General features: G+C 41.2%; 19 protein-coding genes. 10 read left to right on the top strand and 9 right to left on the bottom strand.

Annotated elements, in window-relative coordinates:
• From ftsY to rpoH, 4 genes are all read left to right on the top strand, one after another.
• Positions 1-1,042: signal recognition particle-docking protein FtsY (ftsY, locus tag WDB87_RS01270; protein WP_337848779.1), on the top strand; the 1,042-nt coding region annotated here is incomplete at its 5' end.
• Between the two features lie 76 nt (positions 1,043-1,118).
• The gene (gene ftsE / locus WDB87_RS01265) at positions 1,119-1,796 is read left to right on the top strand and encodes a cell division ATP-binding protein FtsE (protein WP_337848778.1); all 678 of its coding nucleotides are present in this window, start codon (positions 1,119-1,121) and stop codon (positions 1,794-1,796) included.
• Positions 1,793-2,779: a permease-like cell division protein FtsX gene (gene ftsX / locus WDB87_RS01260; RefSeq protein WP_286245384.1), complete on the top strand. Its 987-nt coding sequence runs from the start codon at positions 1,793-1,795 to the stop codon at positions 2,777-2,779. The genes ftsE and ftsX overlap by 4 nt, the downstream gene beginning before the upstream one ends.
• Positions 2,780-3,039: 260 nt before the next feature.
• A complete protein-coding gene (rpoH, locus tag WDB87_RS01255) occupies positions 3,040-3,903 on the top strand; it encodes an RNA polymerase sigma factor RpoH (protein WP_004588621.1) in 864 nt (287 codons plus the stop codon).
• 154 nt (positions 3,904-4,057) lie between these two features.
• On the opposite strand, the gene WDB87_RS01250 is transcribed toward rpoH, so the two are convergent.
• Genes WDB87_RS01250 through gpmM form a run of 4 tightly spaced genes read right to left on the bottom strand, consistent with a single transcriptional unit; the run spans position 4,058 to position 8,848 of the window.
• The gene (locus WDB87_RS01250) at positions 4,058-4,819 is read right to left on the bottom strand and encodes a divergent polysaccharide deacetylase family protein (RefSeq protein WP_337848777.1); all 762 of its coding nucleotides are present in this window, start codon (positions 4,817-4,819) and stop codon (positions 4,058-4,060) included.
• Between the two features lie 39 nt (positions 4,820-4,858).
• Positions 4,859-6,124: a S41 family peptidase gene (locus WDB87_RS01245; protein ID WP_286245381.1), complete on the bottom strand. Its 1,266-nt coding sequence runs from the start codon at positions 6,122-6,124 to the stop codon at positions 4,859-4,861.
• Between the two features lie 36 nt (positions 6,125-6,160).
• Positions 6,161-7,300, bottom strand: a complete 1,140-nt coding sequence (locus WDB87_RS01240) for a murein hydrolase activator EnvC family protein (protein WP_286245380.1) — start codon at positions 7,298-7,300, stop codon at positions 6,161-6,163.
• Between the two features lie 3 nt (positions 7,301-7,303).
• Positions 7,304-8,848: a 2,3-bisphosphoglycerate-independent phosphoglycerate mutase gene (gene gpmM / locus WDB87_RS01235; RefSeq protein WP_286245379.1), complete on the bottom strand. Its 1,545-nt coding sequence runs from the start codon at positions 8,846-8,848 to the stop codon at positions 7,304-7,306.
• Positions 8,849-9,116: 268 nt separating this feature from the next.
• Between gpmM and WDB87_RS01230 the strand changes: the two genes are divergently transcribed.
• From WDB87_RS01230 to gpsA, 4 genes are read left to right on the top strand one after another with little or no spacing between them, the layout of a single operon-like run.
• Positions 9,117-9,548, top strand: coding sequence for a rhodanese-like domain-containing protein (locus WDB87_RS01230; protein ID WP_286245378.1), 432 nt, complete (start codon positions 9,117-9,119; stop codon positions 9,546-9,548).
• 31 nt (positions 9,549-9,579) lie between these two features.
• Entirely contained in the window at positions 9,580-9,837 is a 258-nt protein-coding gene (gene grxC, locus WDB87_RS01225) for a glutaredoxin 3 (RefSeq protein ID WP_055014739.1), read from the top strand.
• Between the two features lie 34 nt (positions 9,838-9,871).
• Positions 9,872-10,357 (top strand): protein-export chaperone SecB, encoded by a 486-nt coding sequence (gene secB, locus WDB87_RS01220; protein WP_055014740.1) that lies wholly within the window; start codon positions 9,872-9,874, stop codon positions 10,355-10,357.
• A 3-nt stretch (positions 10,358-10,360) separates the two neighbouring features.
• A complete protein-coding gene (gene gpsA, locus WDB87_RS01215; protein ID WP_286245377.1) occupies positions 10,361-11,368 on the top strand; it encodes an NAD(P)H-dependent glycerol-3-phosphate dehydrogenase in 1,008 nt (335 codons plus the stop codon).
• A gap of 199 nt (positions 11,369-11,567) precedes the next feature.
• Here gpsA and trmL read toward each other — a convergent pair whose 3' ends face one another.
• Positions 11,568-12,032, bottom strand: coding sequence for a tRNA (uridine(34)/cytosine(34)/5-carboxymethylaminomethyluridine(34)-2'-O)-methyltransferase TrmL (trmL, locus tag WDB87_RS01210; protein WP_286245376.1), 465 nt, complete (start codon positions 12,030-12,032; stop codon positions 11,568-11,570).
• A 159-nt stretch (positions 12,033-12,191) separates the two neighbouring features.
• On the opposite strand from trmL, the gene WDB87_RS01205 reads away from it, so the two are divergent.
• Positions 12,192-13,028: a cation diffusion facilitator family transporter gene (locus WDB87_RS01205; protein WP_337848781.1), complete on the top strand. Its 837-nt coding sequence runs from the start codon at positions 12,192-12,194 to the stop codon at positions 13,026-13,028.
• Here the strand turns inward: WDB87_RS01205 and WDB87_RS01200 are convergent.
• The 3 genes from WDB87_RS01200 to WDB87_RS01190 are packed head-to-tail and all read right to left on the bottom strand — an operon-like array spanning position 13,018 to position 16,051.
• The gene (locus WDB87_RS01200) at positions 13,018-13,965 is read right to left on the bottom strand and encodes an alpha/beta fold hydrolase (RefSeq protein WP_337848776.1); all 948 of its coding nucleotides are present in this window, start codon (positions 13,963-13,965) and stop codon (positions 13,018-13,020) included. The genes WDB87_RS01205 and WDB87_RS01200 overlap by 11 nt on opposite strands.
• A gap of 3 nt (positions 13,966-13,968) precedes the next feature.
• A complete protein-coding gene (locus WDB87_RS01195; RefSeq protein ID WP_337848775.1) occupies positions 13,969-15,384 on the bottom strand; it encodes an ATP-binding protein in 1,416 nt (471 codons plus the stop codon).
• On the bottom strand, positions 15,362-16,051 hold the full coding sequence (locus WDB87_RS01190) for a response regulator (RefSeq protein WP_004588608.1): 690 nt from the start codon (positions 16,049-16,051) through the stop codon (positions 15,362-15,364). Before WDB87_RS01190 ends, WDB87_RS01195 begins: the two co-directional genes overlap by 23 nt.
• Before the next feature lie 175 nt (positions 16,052-16,226).
• Here WDB87_RS01190 and WDB87_RS01185 point away from each other — a divergent pair, with 175 nt between their 5' ends.
• Positions 16,227-16,718, top strand: a complete 492-nt coding sequence (locus WDB87_RS01185; protein ID WP_286245372.1) for a Spy/CpxP family protein refolding chaperone — start codon at positions 16,227-16,229, stop codon at positions 16,716-16,718.
• Positions 16,719-16,790: 72 nt separating this feature from the next.
• Here the strand turns inward: WDB87_RS01185 and yacG are convergent, their stop codons facing one another.
• Positions 16,791-17,021 (bottom strand): DNA gyrase inhibitor YacG, encoded by a 231-nt coding sequence (yacG, locus tag WDB87_RS01180; RefSeq protein WP_337848774.1) that lies wholly within the window; start codon positions 17,019-17,021, stop codon positions 16,791-16,793.
• Positions 17,022-17,033 lie beyond the last annotated feature (12 nt).

Here is a 17,033-nt window from a genome sequence, read left to right as displayed (position 1 = left end):
AGAGCAAGAACGTATTGCAGCAGAGCAAGCAGAAGCTGAGCGTTTAGAGCAAGAGCGCCTAACGGCCGAACTGGCAAAAGAAGAAGCTAAACTTACCGAAAAGCCTAAAAAAGAAGGCTTTTTCTCCCGTCTTAAAAAGGGCTTATTAAAAACCCGCGTAAACATAGGTTCGGGCTTTGCCTCTATTTTTAGCGGTAAAAAAATAGACGATGATCTTTTTGAAGATCTTGAAACTCAGCTTCTCACCGCCGATTTAGGTGTTGATACCACCATGAAGCTAATTGATAGCCTGACTGATGCCGCTGATCGTAAGCAGCTAAAAGATGGTGATGCACTTTATGAGTTAATGAAACAAGAAATGGCCGCTATGCTTAAAACGGCAGAGCAACCACTAGAGATAAACGCAGATAAAAAACCATTTGTTATTTTAATGGTAGGCGTAAACGGTGTTGGTAAAACAACCACCATAGGTAAGCTTGCTAAACAATTTCAGAATGAAGGTAAGTCGGTTATGTTAGCCGCAGGTGACACATTCCGTGCTGCTGCTGTTGAGCAACTTCAGGTTTGGGGTGAGCGTAATAGTATTCCGGTTATTGCTCAGCACACAGGTGCAGATAGCGCATCGGTTGTATTTGATGCGTTTCAAGCCGCTAAAGCGCGTAATGTAGATGTATTAATTGCCGATACAGCAGGGCGCTTGCAAAATAAAGACAACTTAATGCAAGAGCTTGAAAAAATAGCGCGTGTAATGAAGAAAATTGACCCCGATGCACCGCATGAAGTTATGCTAACCATTGATGCTGGTACAGGTCAAAATGCAATTAGCCAAGTAAACTTATTTAACCAGTGTGTTGGTTTAACTGGTATTACTCTTTCAAAACTTGATGGTACGGCTAAAGGTGGGGTTATATTTGCGGTTGCAGATAAATTTAATATTCCTATTCGTTACATTGGTGTAGGAGAAGGTATTGATGACTTGCGTGCGTTTAAGAGCGACGACTTTATTGATGCGTTATTTAGCCAAGACGAGGATGATGTATAATTTATAAAAGGGAGCTTGCTCCCTTTTTAATTGCAAGGAATTCCAATTTACTATTTTGGGGCTGGCACAATAAATAATGATAAATTTTCAGCAAGTAAGTAAAACCTATCCGGGTGGGCATCGCGCTCTCGAAAAAGTTACATTTCATATTAAGCCTGGCGAGTTGGCTTTTTTAACCGGTCACAGTGGTGCAGGTAAAAGTACCTTATTAAAGCTCATTAGCTTAATGGAGCGCCCCTCTGCAGGAAACGTGCTAATTAATGGAGTTGATTTAAATAAAGTTAATTCTCGGCAAATTCCTTATGCGCGCCGCGATATTGGTATTATTTTTCAAAATCATCGTTTGTTAGAGCGCTACACTGTGTTTGATAACGTGGCACTGCCGTTGATTATTGAAGGCACCCATCATAAGCAAATAGCTAAACGAGTTCATGGTGCGCTAGATAAAGTAGGGCTGTTAGATAAAGTTAAATGCCATCCTTCTACACTCTCTGGTGGTGAGCAGCAACGCGTTGGCATTGCCAGAGCAATTGTAAATTCTCCGCCTATTTTATTGGCCGATGAACCAACGGGTAACCTTGACCCTGAGCTCTCTATGGAAATATTAAGGCTATTTGAAGATTTTAATAAACACGGTACGACAGTATTTATAGCAACGCACGACCTTGGTTTAGTGTCGCGTTTAAAATACCGTAGCCTGACTTTAAAAGATGGCCGTATGCTTGAAGACCCACTTGCGGAGGGGACACTGTGAGTTTGTTATTTAAAGGGCGCCAAAACTCAAACGATAAACAAAAAAAATCAGCCATAGCGGGTGGTTATTTTTTTATTATTAATATTTTTCGCCAAGGGGTGCACAGCTTAGGTGAAATGTGGCGTACGCCACTTGCTTCATTAATGACAATTGCTGTACTTGGCCTAAGTTTAACATTACCTGCTACGCTGTATTTAGTCGTAAAAAATGTACAACAAGTTAGTAGCGGGTTTGAAGAAGCCAGTGAAATATCGCTTTTTGTAAAAGAAAGTATGAGCGAGCAAGAAACACAAACCTTAGTAAAGCGTTTAGCACTTTACGCCGAGGTAGACAGTGTTGAATTTATTTCTAAGCAGCAAGCACTAACTGAATTTAAAGATGTGTCGGGGTTTGGACAAGCTTTAGAATACCTAGATAGCAACCCGCTACCCGATGTTGTATTAGTGACACCTACTAAACGACATCGCCAGCCCAATGCAGCTAAAGCACTGCTTACTAAACTTGAAAGCGAGCGCGAAGTAGACTTTGGTAAGCTTGATATTGCCTGGCTTGAGCGCCTAAATGCATTATTAGACTTATTAAAAGAAAGCGTTATCACAATTGCTTTATTACTTCTTACATCCGTTACACTTATTATTGGTAATACAATTCGTTTATCGATTATGGATAAAAAAGAAGAAATACAAGTAATGAAGCTAGTGGGAGCTACTAATACGTTTATACACGCTCCATTTTTGTGGACCGGCATTTGGTATGGCGTTATAGGGGGCTTGTTTGCATTTATTTGTATTGCCTTAATGATGTGGTGGTTAACTAGTGCAGTAAGTAGCGTTGCGGGCGTGTATCAAACAAGCTTTTCGTTAATTGGTTTAACGCTTAATGAGTTTGGGGCATTAGTTTTACTCGCAACTAGCTTAGGCTTTATTGGTTCTTACTTATCGGTTAACCGATATATTAAAGAAATTGAGCCAGACAAAGTGTAAATATGCCTGCTAATGGCTGACTCAAAAATGTCATGTTTGTATATTATTATCCTCAAATGAGATTAGTTGTAAATGCACTGTTACGCTTACGCTAATCTCTAGCAATCCCTTAGTTCATCACTTATTCAGCCGTATGTAGTAGACTTAACATACGCTAAAAAACCACTTGATTTACTCTTAAAAAAAGTTTTAAATTGGGGTTAGCACTCTTAGAGAAAGAGTGCTAAGATGGTTTCAAATGTTTATCACCGAGGTGAAAAATGAGTAAAGATTTATACGCAATGGCACTTACAGTTGGGCAACAAAGCGCAAGCATGGACGGCTACCTTCAAGCGGTTAGCACAATTCCTATGCTTAAAGCTGAACAAGAGAAAGAGCTAGCAACACGACTTCAAGAAGAAGGCGATCTTAGTGCTGCAAAGCAACTCATTATGTCGCATTTACGCTTTGTAGCACATATTGCTAAAAGCTACTCGGGGTATGGTTTGCCACAAGCCGATTTAATCCAAGAGGGCAATATAGGCCTGATGAAAGCCGTTAAGCGCTTTGACCCAAGTGTGGGTGTACGCTTAGTATCGTTTGCTGTTCATTGGATTAAAGCAGAAATTCATGAGTTTGTGCTTAAAAACTGGCGCATCGTAAAAGTTGCGACCACTAAAGCGCAACGTAAATTGTTTTTTAATCTTCGTAAAAACAAAAAACGTTTAGGTTGGTTTAACCAAGCAGAAGTGAGCACTGTAGCGAATGAGCTAGGTGTGAGTGAAAAAGAAGTTCGTGAAATGGAATCGCGCATGAGCGGCCAAGACATGGGTTTTGACTTAACGGGCGACGATAACGACGACGCGCCAACAAGTACGTATTCACCAGTACAATATTTAACAGATGGCTCTGCCGATTTAGCTGACGATATTGAGCAGCAACAATGGCAAGAGCAGTCACATACTCGTTTATTTAGCGCACTTAAAACGCTAGATGAACGCTCGCAAGACATTGTAAGTGCGCGCTGGTTGTCTGATGACAAAGCAACACTTCAAGAGCTTGCAGAAAAGTACAGTGTATCTGCTGAGCGTGTTCGCCAGCTAGAAAAAACAGCGATGAAAAAGCTGCAAAGTGCTATGAGCTAATAGCGCAAAAAATTTGAAACTTAAAAAGCCCTGCATAAATATGCGGGGCTTTTGCTTTGTGGCTGTAAGTATTTTTATCAACGTTTTTAGCTATTAATTTTTCTTTTGTCAGCTTACTTGTATGACTTAAATGCGCTTAAAAGGCCACCCGTAGCTACCTAGCGTTGATCCCTTTTCCTTGCGCCTGTGCTAATTGTATATACTTTTTATGTACTAATTGCGATACCGGGACTAATTCAAAACCTTGCTCGGTGAGCTTAGGCAGTGCCTGGCGTAAAAAGTCGATGGTTTCTGGGTAGGGGTGGGCAATCGCAATGGCAAAGTGATGCTTAGTCGCTTTATATTTTAGCTCCTCCAGCCTTTGCTGCAGCTGCTCATGTGTGGTTATATTGTCTAAAAACACATGGCGGCCAATATTTTCAACCCCGATAAAATTTGCCGCATTTTGCGCTTGGCTTAAGTCGGTAGTCCGGCTATCTAAAAAAAATAAGTTACGTTTTTTTAGTACTTCCATAGTCCACTTCATAGCTTGGCTCTGCTGGGTGAGTGCCGACCCCATATGATTATTAACCCCTTTTACTTGCGGTAAGCTTGCCAGTGCAGTACCTAAAGTTTTTTGTAGTTGTTCTTTGTCCATATCAACAGTAAGCCCACCTGGCCCGAGTGCTTTGCCGTTTAAGGCCTGCATTGGCACATGCAATAAAAGCTCTTTATTTGCTTGGCTGGCAAGCGAGGCAAAAATTTGAGAGTAGGGTGTGTGGGGCAAAATTGAATACGACAATTGCCCTGGTAAGGTAAGAAATTCTAAATCTCGCTGATGATAACCAATATCATCAATTACGATGGCTATTTGCTTTGCCCAAGCAGTGCTAGATACAAAGCAAATAACCAACAACAGCCATTTTGTTATTTTCACGTTTATAGTTTTTATTATCTTTTTATTTATTGAGATTTACTATTGCATGCTAAGTAATTGCTTAGCTTTTACTAACTGCAAGTCGCCTAGTATTTCATGTTCAAATTGTGGTGCATTTTTGTTCTGTTCATTTTTTATTATAACGGCTTTATTTGATTGTGGAAGGGTTGCTTGTGCAATTGCTACATCAGGGGTAACTCCTACGCCTTCAATCGATACGCCTGCTGGTGTAAAGTACTTAGCAGTTGTTAATTTTAGCGCTGTATTACCATCACCAAGTGGGATCAAAGATTGCACCGAGCCTTTACCATAAGACTGGTTACCAACCACAGTGGCGCGCTTATTGTCTTTTAAAGCGGCTGCGAGTATTTCAGCCGCAGAGGCTGAATTTTCATTAATAAGTACCACAATAGGTATGCCTTTGAGTATGTCGCCTCGTTTAGCGTAGTAGGCTTGATTAGCGTCGTAGTAGCGCCCTTTAGTGGTTACTATAGTGCCACTTTGTAAAAATAGATCCGCTACCGCCACTGCGCTTTGTAAAGTACCACCGGGGTTGTCACGTAAATCAATCACTAACCCTTTAAGTGGCATGCGATAATCATTTTTAAGTGCAGCTACCTGCAGCGCCACTTCATGTAGGGTGTGATTAGAAAAAGTATTAATGGCTAAATACCCCATGCCTGAGTCGAGTAATTGGCTTGTGGCGCTTTCTAAATTTATTTCTTTGCGATTTACCAAAAAGCTAAGTGGTTGCTGCTGCCCTATGCGCTTTATTGTTAGCTGTACTGTGTTAAAGCGGGTATCTTTTATCAACGCGGCTACTTGCTCTAAGCTATGTGTTTGCGTGTTTGTATTATTAACACTAACAATAATATCACCCGCTAAAATACCAGCCTTTTGTGCTGGGGAGTTTTTAACTACACCAATAATAGTTATCTCGCTCTCAATGTCTTTCACTTCAATACCCACACCAGTGTAATGACCATTAGTGTTATTAAATAGGGCGTCTAGTTCATCTTCGTTGAGGTATTTCGAGTAGGGGTCGAGCTGGTCGAGTAAAATTTCTACCTGCTGATTGTTAAAGGTACTTTGTGCATTTTTAGTAACTGATAAGTCATCAACATAATAGGCTTGAATATTAAAAAGTATTTCAGATATCTGCTGACTTTTAAGATCTTTAATTGAGCTGGCAAGTAACGAGTTACTAAAACTAAAAGCAGCAATACATACAAGTGCGCACAAAAAAAACGAATAGCGCGTACGAGAAGAGGGAAATGAGCGTGTTTGTGGTATTTTTTGAGTCATCAGCTGCTCCTAATGCGGTGCAGCTGTTTTATTCACTTAAATACGTCTGCACCATTTAACAGGATTTACTGCGCGTCCTTTGTGGCGTATTTCAAAGTATAGACCAGAACTCGACTGCCCGCCGCTTTGACCTACTAATGCCAACGTTTCGCCTTCTCGAACCATGTCACCCACATCTTTTAATAGCGTTTGTGCATGCCCATACAGGCTCATAAAGCCCTCACCATGATCAACTACAATAACCCAGCCAAAGCCTTTAAGCCAATCTGCAAATACAACTTGGCCATTATTAATACTGTTCACATTAGTGCCTTCTTTAGCACCAATTAACACGCCTTTCCAGTCTATGCCGCCATGTTTGCGTTGACCAAATGTGTGTTTTAGCTTGCCTTTGCTGGGCCAATTAAGCTTGCCTTTACTTTTATTAAGACCGAGTAATTCAATTTTTTGAGTTTTTTCTTGTTCAAGTTCTTCAATGGTGGTGATTAATGTTTGCTCGTTGTCTTTTAAGTAGTTAATCGAGCTTTTAGTACTATTAAGCTGCGCTTGTAAGTTTTTAAGATTAGTTTGGCGCTCACTTTGTGCATTTACTAGCGCGTTTTGGCGTCTTTTTTGTTCTTCGAATAAAGCGGCTAATTTTTGTTTGGTTTTGGCAAGTGCTACTTGGTTATCTGCAATTTGCTGCTGCAGTACTTTAAGTTCTTCAATTTGCTCTATGCGTGCTTTATTTAAATAGTTGTAATAGCTTAGTGTACGCTCAAATTTAGCCGTGTCTTGCTGGTTTAACAACATTTTGGGGTAGTCGTCGCCCCCAGCCATGTAAGCACTTTTTAGCTGGGCCGCTAAAACAGCTTGAAATTTTGCATGTTGCGCTTTTAATTGCTGTGCTTTTTGTTGTTGTGCTTGTTGTTTTTGCTCGGTTTCTGTTACTGATTGCTCAGCCATATTGAGGGCTTTGGCATTTTTAGCTATTTCTAGCTCGTGTTTTTTTAAGTTTTTTTGCAGTGCGGCAATTTTTTTTCGTTGTGCGTTGTACTCTGCTTGGCTTTGCTCTAATGCAGATTGCACTTCTGATAGGTCTTTTTTAGTGCGGTTTTCGTTAGCGGTTGCAGGTGCAACCACTAACGAAGCCAATACCAATGTATAAACACTAAACCAATTTACTGGTTTGCTCATGTGTTATTTCAACGTCATGATTGGCGTGCCGGTCATTTCGCTTGGTTGCTCCATGCCCATAAGGTGTAACATTGTAGGCGCTACATCACTTAGTGCTTTACCTTCGCTCGGAGTTGCATCGCGCCCTACATAAATAAATGGCACTGGCTCGCTGGTGTGAGCTGTATGTGCTTGACCTGTAGTGGCATTGGCCATTTGCTCTGCATTCCCGTGATCGGCTGTGATAAGCGCTTCACCGCCATACTCAGCTAGCGCTTCTACTACTCGACCTATACACGCATCAACAGCTTCACAAGCTTTAACTGCAGCTTCAAATACACCAGAGTGACCTACCATGTCACCATTTGGGTAATTACAAATAATGGCATCAAACTTACCGCTTTTAATAGCTTCAATAAGTTTATCGGTCAGCATTTCTGAATTCATTTCTGGTTGTAAGTCGTAAGTTGCAACCTGTGGCGAAGGAATTAACTCGCGAGATTCACCTTCAAATTCATCTTCGCGTCCGCCACTAAAGAAAAACGTAACATGGGCGTATTTTTCTGTTTCAGAAATACGCAGTTGTGTTTTGCCGTTCTTTTCAAGCCATTCACCTAATACGTTCACCAGTGGGGTAGGGCCAAATGCGACTGGGGCATCAATATCAGCTGCATATTCTGTCATCATTACAAATGCGCTTAGCTGAGGTGATTTTTTCTTGGTGAAACCATCAAACTCTGGCTCTACAAAGGCGCGGGTTATTTCGCGGGCACGGTCGGCTCTAAAGTTAGCAAAAATTACGGTGTCACCGTCATTAATTTGTGCAGCTTCAGTACCTTGTGGTGTGATTGTGGTTGGTGCTACAAACTCATCGTTTTCGTCGCGCTCATAAGCGGCTTCTAATGCCGATACGCCATCAGCATAGTTAAACTCGCCTTCACCTAGCGTCATTACATTGTAGGCTTTTTCTACACGGTTCCAACGATTGTCTCTGTCCATGGCGTAATAACGGCCTACAAGTGACGCTAAGCGACCACAATTTAGCTCAGCAAATAAGGCTTCTATACGCTCTATTGATGCTTTAGCACTGCGCGGTGGTGTATCGCGGCCATCTAAAAAGCCATGAAAATACACTTCTTTTGCACCGCGCTTAGCAGCCAATTGAATACTTGCAACAATATGATCTTCATGGCTGTGAACACCACCTGGGCTTAATAAACCCATAATATGCACGGCCTTACCTGCTGCTACTGCTTTATCGATGTTTTCAACAAGTGCAGGGGTTGAGTCAAATTCGCCATCGTTAATTGCTTTAGTAATGCGAGTAAAGTCTTGATAAACAATTCGGCCGGCCCCTAAATTTACATGGCCTACTTCTGAGTTACCCATTTGCCCTTCAGGTAAGCCCACATCTAAACCTGAGCCTGAAATTAATGTGCGTGGGCGGGTTGCCCATAGGTTATCTAAAACGGGAGTGTTGGCAGCAAGAATTGCATTGCTTTGCTCATCTTCGCGGTATCCCCAACCGTCTAAAATCATTAATACCAGTGGTTTTTTATGCTCTGTCATAATAGCTCCTGAAAATTAGCACCTGTTGATGGGCACTGTGCACCGAAAAGGTTATCTGGTTAGTTTTAGCATACCGTGTTTTAACGCCAGGATCAGCATTGAAAACAAGATATTAAATTTTTCTCTTACTTTTATAATATGGGGCGCTTTATGTGTTTTTAAACCGCAGCAAACTCGCAATTTAACTTGGTTTGGGTATACTTGCGTGGCTAAAGTACAAAATACCTAGAATATTAGGTTTAGAACATAATTTCATAGTGGAAGTAGAATGGATCAATATATTGAATTTATTACAAATCATCCTATTTTAAGCCTTGCTTGGGTTGGTCTTGTATTTCTTATTGTAAGCGGCTGGATAAAGAGTAAGTTTTCAGCAGTGAGAGAAATAAACCCACAGCAATTAACACTTCTCATTAACCGTGAAGATGGCAAAGTAGTTGATATTCGTGCTCAAAAAGAATTTAACGCAGGGCGTATTGCCGGTGCTGAACACTTAAGCCCTGAAAAAGCAAAACAATCTGACTTTTCAAGCCTTGAAAAGCACAAGAGCAAACCCATTATATTAGTATGTGCCACAGGCATGACTGCTCAAGGTACTGCTAATGCAATGCATAAAGCAGGCTTTGAATCGGTTTATGTATTATCAGGTGGTATGGGGTCGTGGCAATCTGCCAGCCTTCCAACTACAACAGGTCGCTAATCAGTTTAGTAGAACCGATAGAGGATTTATTATGAGTAATGTTGTTTTATACACCAAAGCGTATTGTCCATTTTGCCAACGTGCTCTTGCACTTTTAAACAGTAAAGGCGTTGAGTACACAAATATTGATATTGGTGTACAACCAGAGCTTCGCGACGAAATGATTACTAAAGCAGGTGGCGCAAGCACAGTACCGCAAATTTTTATTAATGATGAACATATTGGTGGCTGCGACGACATGATGGCTATTGAAGCGCAAGGTAAACTTGACGCTAAGCTAAATGCTTAATTTTAATTATAAAAACTAACACGTAGGAAGCACAATGAACGAAGAAAATCAAAACGCAGCAGCACAAGAAGGTGGCGCACAATTTGCCATTCAACGTATTTACACTAAAGATGTATCGTTTGAAACACCTAACTCGCCTGCGATTTTTCAAAAAGAATGGACGCCAGAAGTTAAACTAGACCTAGACACACGCTCTAATAAGCTCGACGAAGGTGTATTTGAAGTTGTTTTAGCATTAACTGTTACAGCCTCTATTGGTGAAGAAACTGCGTTTTTATGCGAAATTCAACAAGCCGGTATTTTTACTGTTGGCGAGCTTGAAGAAGTACAACTAGCACATATGCTAGGTGCATACTGCCCTAACGTGTTATTCCCATATGCGCGTGAAGCCGTATCTAATCTTGTTAACCGTGGTACTTTCCCACAGCTTAACCTTGCGCCAGTGAACTTTGATGCGTTATTTGCACAATACATGCAACAACGTACTGCGCAAGCTGAGCAGGTTTCAGCAGACGCATAACTTATGAGTACAGCAACTTCAGCTGTTACTGTATTAGGAGCGGGGTCTTATGGCACCGCTCTTGCTATTTGCTTAGCCCGAAATGGTCACCAAGTGACACTTTGGGGTCGCAATAGCGACGACGTTGCCACGCTTGCAGCTGAGCGGAAAAATCAACGTTACCTTCCTGATGTACCATTCCCTGACACTCTTTTATTACAAGCCGATTTACAACAAGCCGTAGCCAGCAGTGCTATTGTACTTGTGGTTGTGCCAAGCCATGCCTTTGCCGATACATTGCAGCAAATTAAACCAGCGCTGGTTGAAGGTGCACAAGTGGCGTGGGCAACAAAAGGGCTTGAGCCAAATACGGGGCGCTTGCTGCAAGAGGTTGCACTGCAAGAACTGGGTGATGAGATACCGCTTGCGGTTTTATCAGGCCCAACCTTTGCAAAAGAAATGGCAATGGGTTTACCCACCGCTATATCCGTGTCTTCTACCTCAACGGAGTTTGCACAGCAACTTGCAGATTTACTCCATTGTGGGCGCTCGTTTCGCGTGTATAACAACGATGACTTTATTGGTATTCAGCTAGGTGGTGCCGTTAAAAATGTAATAGCCATTGGTGCTGGTATGTCTGATGGGGTGGGGTTTGGTGCTAATGCCCGTACTGCACTTATTACTCGTGGTTTGGCCGAGCTAACACGCTTAGGCTGTGCTTTAGGGGCTAAGCAAGAAACCTTTATGGGGATGGCCGGACTTGGCGATTTAATATTAACCTGTACCGACAACCAATCTCGCAATCGCCGCTTTGGTTTGGCATTGGGTAAAGGGGAAGGGGTAGACGCTGCTATTGAGTCTATCGGGCAAGTTGTTGAAGGCTTTAGAAATACTAAAGAAGTATATTTATTAGCACAACGCGCCGGTGTTGAAATGCCCATTACTGAGCAAATATATCAAGTACTTTATGAAAATAAAGATATGAAAAAAGCTGCTATGGCTCTATTAGGTCGTGAACAAAAGGCTGAATAATCTCAGCCTTATTGCTAGGCTTTAATTTGCTGAGCCTAGCATTATAGCAATGTGCAATAATACTTATTTCATTTTACGGAGCTAAACGTGTTGTTGCCGTTGTTAAAAATTTTCATTTATAACAACTTAATAGCCAGTTTTTGCCTGGCTATCAACACGTTTTTCCAACCTTAAAATAGAACAATTAATCAAAATGGTATTACTTACCTCCAACAAACCCTAATTGTCGCCACGATTCGTAAATAAATACAGCAACCGAATTTGATAGGTTCATACTACGGCTATTGGCCTGCATAGGAATACGCACACGTTGTTCTTTAGGTAGCGCTTGAATCATATCGTCAGGAAGGCCGCGAGTTTCGGGTCCAAACACTAAGCAATCACCGGCTTCATAACTCGCTTCGTGATGAAGTTGGCTGCCTTTAGTGGTGCATGCATACACTTTTTTAGGTTGGCATTTTTCAAGGTATGCTTCAAACGAGGCGTGGCGCTGAACATTACTAAATTCGTGGTAATCAAGCCCGGCACGTTTTACTCGCTTATCGTCCCACTCAAAACCTAACGGTTCAATTAAATGTAATGAGTAACCTGTGTTTGCACACAAGCGTATGATATTTCCTGTATTGGGTGGGATTTCAGGTTGATATAAAACGATATCCAGCATATTGCGCCTTTCTAATAATCTATAATTTGTCGAGTGGCAGTATACACGAAACCGGTAAAAAAAATGATATACTCGCGCCATTGAATACCGTAAGTAGTGAATATTAACGTGCATCATCGCAGTTACGAATTTTGGGTTAAAACGTCAAGCATAGTGACCATGGTAATGGTGAGCTTAATGATAGCCGCTAAAACCTGGGCGTGGTTGGCGTCGGGTTCGGCCTCTATGCTTGGCTCTTTAACTGACTCATTAATGGATATTACCGCCACTGCCATGAGCTTTTTGGTGCTTGGCTATGCGTTGCGCCCAGCTGATGACGACCACCGTTTTGGTCACGGTAAGGCAGAAGCGCTTGCAGGACTTGGTCAAGCTGCGTTTATAGCAGGGTCCGGTTGTTTATTGGCGTTTCATGGTATTGAGCGCTTATTTAATCCAATCGTGCTTAGTCATTCATTGTTTGGTGTGTGGGTGAGCCTATTTGCTATTGCATGTACGTTAGTGATTGTGTTTTTTCAAATTAAAGTGGTAAAGCATACCGAATCTATTGCTATTAAAGCAGACTCGGTACATTACAAAGGCGATTTAATTTTAAATGCCGCGGTTTTACTTGCTATTTTGCTTTCGTATTATGGCGTTTTATATGCCGATCCGCTATTTGCTATTGGTGTAGCAGGCTATTTACTTTATAACAGCTGGGATATAGCACGCGACAGTGCTGATCATTTAATGGATAAAGAACTGCCGGACGAAGAAAAACAAAGTATTTTTGATATAGCAAAAAAACATGCTGATGTACACGGGGTGCATGGTATTCGCACGCGACAAGGTGGAAAAATTAAGTTTATGCAAATGCACCTAGAATTAGATGACGATTTATCGTTAATTCGTGCCCACAATGTAGCCGATGAAGTGGAAAAAATGATAGCCGATTGCTTTGAGTCTGAGGTTGATATACTTATCCACCTCGACCCATTATCTGTCGTTGTTAAACATTAATAGATTCACAAAATGTGTACATGCTTTTTAGTGCTGGCTTACGAATTTCGTCTCGTTCAAAAAAAAGTTCGTGCTTTGCATCTTTGAAGCTTTCAATTGATGCATTTTCATGACTGTTTGCCAGCTTATCAAGTGCCGTATTATTAACTACTTCATCTTTTTCGGCTTTGGCTATATACATGGGAATAGTGATATTTAACTTATCTACTAATGGCAAAAATTTAATGACCGCATGTAACCATCCATAAGTTACTCCGCCGAGTTGTAAGGCTGGCGTAGCGTGATAGGTTTGCCTAAATTGTTTGTAACGTACTGTACTACTGGTTAGCACGTTTAGGTCGAAACTAGGGGGAGTATAGTTTTTTTGCCCAAATGCATAGCTGTATTGAAAACCCAGCATTTTAGCTATGTTGACAGCCAAAGTGGTAGAAAAGCGAGGCACCTTTTTAGTAAAAATATTTAACATCGGAGCTGACAAAAATACCCCCTTGTAATCATGCTTATAGGTTGCTAAATAATGCAGAGCAATCGCTCCTCCCATTGAATGCGCAATTAACGCTTTATTACCTTGCCAGTGAGTATTGACTACCTCTTCGGTAAACTGGTTTAGATCTGCGCTATAATCTTGAAAGTTTTGAACATAACCTTTGTGCTTGTTTTTCAAATGCCGATAAGAGCGACCTTGACCTTGATGGTCTATTATAAAAACGGCATACCCATTGTTATAAAACTCCCACAGCAGCTCTTTATATTTATCAGCCCCTTCGACTCTGCCAGAGCTAATAACTAACGCCATTTTTGCATTAATGGGTTTTGCATAGGTGTAAAATAATGTGCCATGCAATGTTTTTAAGTTAGATTTAACCAGTGTATTTTCAAAAAAATCTTCAATTGCAGATTGGTTACTTTCAAGCTCGCTTTCACTGCTATAAAACATGAATTACTCTTTAATTATTGGCAAGGTTATATTCGCACACAAGCCGCCATTTTCTTTATTTGATAACACTAAACTACCACCATGAGCAATAATAGCATTTTTAGCGATAGCTAAGCCAAGGCCCGTGCCGCCACTTACTCTGTCGCGGGCATCAGATTGTCTAAAAAAAGGCTCACACAGTTTACTTAGCTGCTCATTTGGAACGCCTGGGCCATCGTCGCAAATTTCTATAAAAATTTGGTTAACGTAGTGTACGTCAAAGCTAATGTTGCTGTGCGCGTATTTTATTGCGTTACGTAATAGGTTTTCGAGCGCGCTGGCAATTAAAGATTCATCGCAGCTTAGCATTACATCGGCATTGCCACTAAATGTAAGCGTTTTAGTGTTTTGCTTGGCTTCAAACTGTGCATCGTTTAATACGTGCTCTACTATATCTTTTAACGATTGCTTTTGCAGTGACAGTGTTTGGCTTTGCGCTTCTAAACGTGACACTTGCAGTACATCAGCAATCATTTTATCAAGTTGGTTGGCTTCTTTTTCTATGCGTAATAAATACGATTGACTTGCCTCGTTGGCTTGCATTTGTGCAAGCCCTGTTGCCATTTTTAAGCGCGTAAGCGGGGAGCGTAACTCGTGAGATATATCAGCAAGCAAACGCTTTTGGGCGCTAATAAGTTGCTCAAGCTGATTAGCCATGCTGTTAAAGTCGCGCCCCAGCACTCCTAGCTCATCTTTTCTGCTTGCTGGTATTGTTACACGCGCTGACAAGTCTCCCGATGAAAGCTTAATAGCTGCTTTTTTAAGGCTGTTAATAGGTGCGATTAAGTTACGGCTAAAAATAAAGCTTAGTATTAAAGAGGCAAAAATAGCCACCAGTACCTTCATCCAATTGGGCATTAACTTAAAGCGCATGAACAAAGGCGGTTGATGATTAATGTCTATTTCGTAAAGGTAAAACTGTCCTTCTGGCACGTTAATATTAACAGGACCGAATGCTTGGTATTTTTCGGTAAAAATAACCTGTGGCGCCAAATTTTGACTAAAGCTAAGTAAATTTAAATCTATTTCGGCGGGTATCTCTTTACTGCTTAATGCATCTTCGGGCTGTGCCGCACCCAAAAATAAAATTTTTCGTTTTGAAAGCCTAGGGTGCGATAAAACATCAGCAAGGGTGCGTTTATGTTTAGTGGCGCTTCGCTCAATGCTTTTAGCAGTATAAATTAGGTTTTTTTTCATTGGCCCATGCAAAGGCTCGTTGCTAACGGCATTAATTGCAGTAATGTTGCTTAAAAAAATAAGCGCTGCCACAGTCCCTGTTATCGTTAGCCAAAACCAAATAAATATTTTAAAAAATAAATAATGCCGAGGGTGCTTTAGCCATGCAAAGTAATGTTTATTACTCACCTTGGATGAAGACATAACCTGTACCTCGCATAGTTTTTATTCGCTCACCTTGAATGTGCTCGGCTATTTTTTTACGAATATTGCTAACATGCATATCAATTGAGCGGTCAAACGAAGCTAAGCGCCTACCGAGCACTTCTTCACTTATTTGCTCTTTGCTGACAACTTCGCCGGCATTTTTAATCAATAACACCAGTACTTCGTACTCTGTGCCTGTCAGTGTGAGGGTGTGCTCGTTAATAGCGGCCTCTCGGGCTGCCAAATTAACTGTAATGCCATTTATATTCATTTTGCTAGGCGTTGCAACGTTTAGACTATTTATGTGCTCTATGCGGCGGGTAATGGCTTTTACACGGGCAAGCAACTCGCGGTGATTAAAAGGTTTAGGTATGTAATCGTCTGCGCCAAGCTCTAGGCCAAAAATGCGGTCAAAGTCTTCGCCTTTTGCAGTGAGCATAATGACCGGAGTTAACTTGGTTTGCCTAAGTTGTTTAAGTACTTCAAAGCCATCAAGGGTGGGGAGCATTACATCAAGCAATATCAGCGCGTAGTCATTTGACAAAGCAAGCTTTAAGCCTTGCTCGCCATCGTGAACGCTTTGTACGTCAAAGCCTTGCGCGGCTAAATATTCAGTGAGTAGTTCGCACAAACCTGTGTCGTCATCAATCATTAATAGCTTCATTTCAAACCCTTAGGCAATTTCTATATGGTTATTTTACTTCTTAAATTGTGCAAAAGTGAATCTTTACACAACCTTTACACTGCTTTGCGTTACTTTGCGTTGCAAGCGGTATAGTTAACTCACTGGCTAAGCAGCCACAACCAAATTCAATCCATCCAATATTAAGGTGATGATTATGACTAAAGTAAATACACTTTCAAAATTAGTACTTATTTGTGGTCTAGCAACGGCTACACTTGGTGCCGGTAGCGTATTAGCAAAAGGCGGCATGCACGATAAGCAAGGGCATTCTCAAGCGCGTTTTTTATTATCTGAGCGCGGCGCCGACAAGCTTGATTTAACCGACGAGCAGCAAACTAAGCTTGAAGCTATTTTTGAAGCGCAAAAAACGCAAATGAAAGCGCTACGTGGCGGCGATAAAGAAGCTCGTAAAGCTGAGCGCGAAGCGCATAAAGCAAAAATGGATGCACTACTTAGCGCTCCAACGTTTGACGAGAACGCGGCAAAAGAGCTATTAAATGCACGCCACGAAAAAGGCACTGAAATTGGTTTAATTAAACTTAAAACTCAACATCAAGTAATGCAGGTGCTTAACGCTGAGCAGCAAGAAAAATTTGCTAAAATGCAAAAGCGTATGGGTAAAAAACACCGTAAGCAAAAAGACTAATATAGCCTTTATTCTATACATCAAAAAGCCAGCTTTATGCTGGCTTTTATCATTTTAGAGGGTGAAAAACGCTTATTTAAAAAAGTCATCATCGTTTTTAGCCATCATTTCTTCAATATCTTCAATCATATCTTGGCTAATTTCGTTCGCCGAGATAATAGGGGTTGATATTTTATTGTTCTCAAACGACCATTCACCTAAGTCAATAAGCTGACAGCGTTTAGAACAAAAAGGACGATGGGGGCTTTGCTCTGACCACTCAACTTTATTTTTACAGGTTGGGCAGTTAACAATTGTTGGCATACTTTACTCTCT

The organism is Pseudoalteromonas sp. C12FD-1 (assembly GCF_037414265.1).
Taxonomy (GTDB): Bacteria; Pseudomonadota; Gammaproteobacteria; order Enterobacterales; family Alteromonadaceae; genus Pseudoalteromonas.
Note: the sequence above shows the minus strand (reverse complement) of the source record. Positions and strands in the feature narration are given on the sequence as shown.

Excerpts from the sequence above, each read along its gene's own strand:
- trmL (WP_286245376.1), bottom strand. The coding sequence starts at position 12,032 with ATGCTGGATATCGTTTTATATCAACCTGAAATCCCACCCAATACAGGA.
- gpmM (WP_286245379.1), bottom strand. The coding sequence starts at position 8,848 with ATGACAGAGCATAAAAAACCACTGGTATTAATGATTTTAGACGGTTGG.
- ftsE (WP_337848778.1), top strand. The coding sequence starts at position 1,119 with ATGATAAATTTTCAGCAAGTAAGTAAAACCTATCCGGGTGGGCATCGC.
- secB (WP_055014740.1), top strand. The coding sequence starts at position 9,872 with ATGAACGAAGAAAATCAAAACGCAGCAGCACAAGAAGGTGGCGCACAA.
- WDB87_RS01245 (WP_286245381.1), bottom strand. The coding sequence starts at position 6,124 with ATGACTCAAAAAATACCACAAACACGCTCATTTCCCTCTTCTCGTACG.
- rpoH (WP_004588621.1), top strand. The coding sequence starts at position 3,040 with ATGAGTAAAGATTTATACGCAATGGCACTTACAGTTGGGCAACAAAGC.
- WDB87_RS01240 (WP_286245380.1), bottom strand. The coding sequence starts at position 7,300 with ATGAGCAAACCAGTAAATTGGTTTAGTGTTTATACATTGGTATTGGCT.
- WDB87_RS01190 (WP_004588608.1), bottom strand. The coding sequence starts at position 16,051 with ATGAAGCTATTAATGATTGATGACGACACAGGTTTGTGCGAACTACTC.
- WDB87_RS01205 (WP_337848781.1), top strand. The coding sequence starts at position 12,192 with ATGGTAATGGTGAGCTTAATGATAGCCGCTAAAACCTGGGCGTGGTTG.
- WDB87_RS01230 (WP_286245378.1), top strand. The coding sequence starts at position 9,117 with ATGGATCAATATATTGAATTTATTACAAATCATCCTATTTTAAGCCTT.
- gpsA (WP_286245377.1), top strand. The coding sequence starts at position 10,361 with ATGAGTACAGCAACTTCAGCTGTTACTGTATTAGGAGCGGGGTCTTAT.
- WDB87_RS01200 (WP_337848776.1), bottom strand. The coding sequence starts at position 13,965 with ATGTTTTATAGCAGTGAAAGCGAGCTTGAAAGTAACCAATCTGCAATT.
- WDB87_RS01195 (WP_337848775.1), bottom strand. The coding sequence starts at position 15,384 with ATGTCTTCATCCAAGGTGAGTAATAAACATTACTTTGCATGGCTAAAG.
- WDB87_RS01185 (WP_286245372.1), top strand. The coding sequence starts at position 16,227 with ATGACTAAAGTAAATACACTTTCAAAATTAGTACTTATTTGTGGTCTA.
- grxC (WP_055014739.1), top strand. The coding sequence starts at position 9,580 with ATGAGTAATGTTGTTTTATACACCAAAGCGTATTGTCCATTTTGCCAA.
- yacG (WP_337848774.1), bottom strand. The coding sequence starts at position 17,021 with ATGCCAACAATTGTTAACTGCCCAACCTGTAAAAATAAAGTTGAGTGG.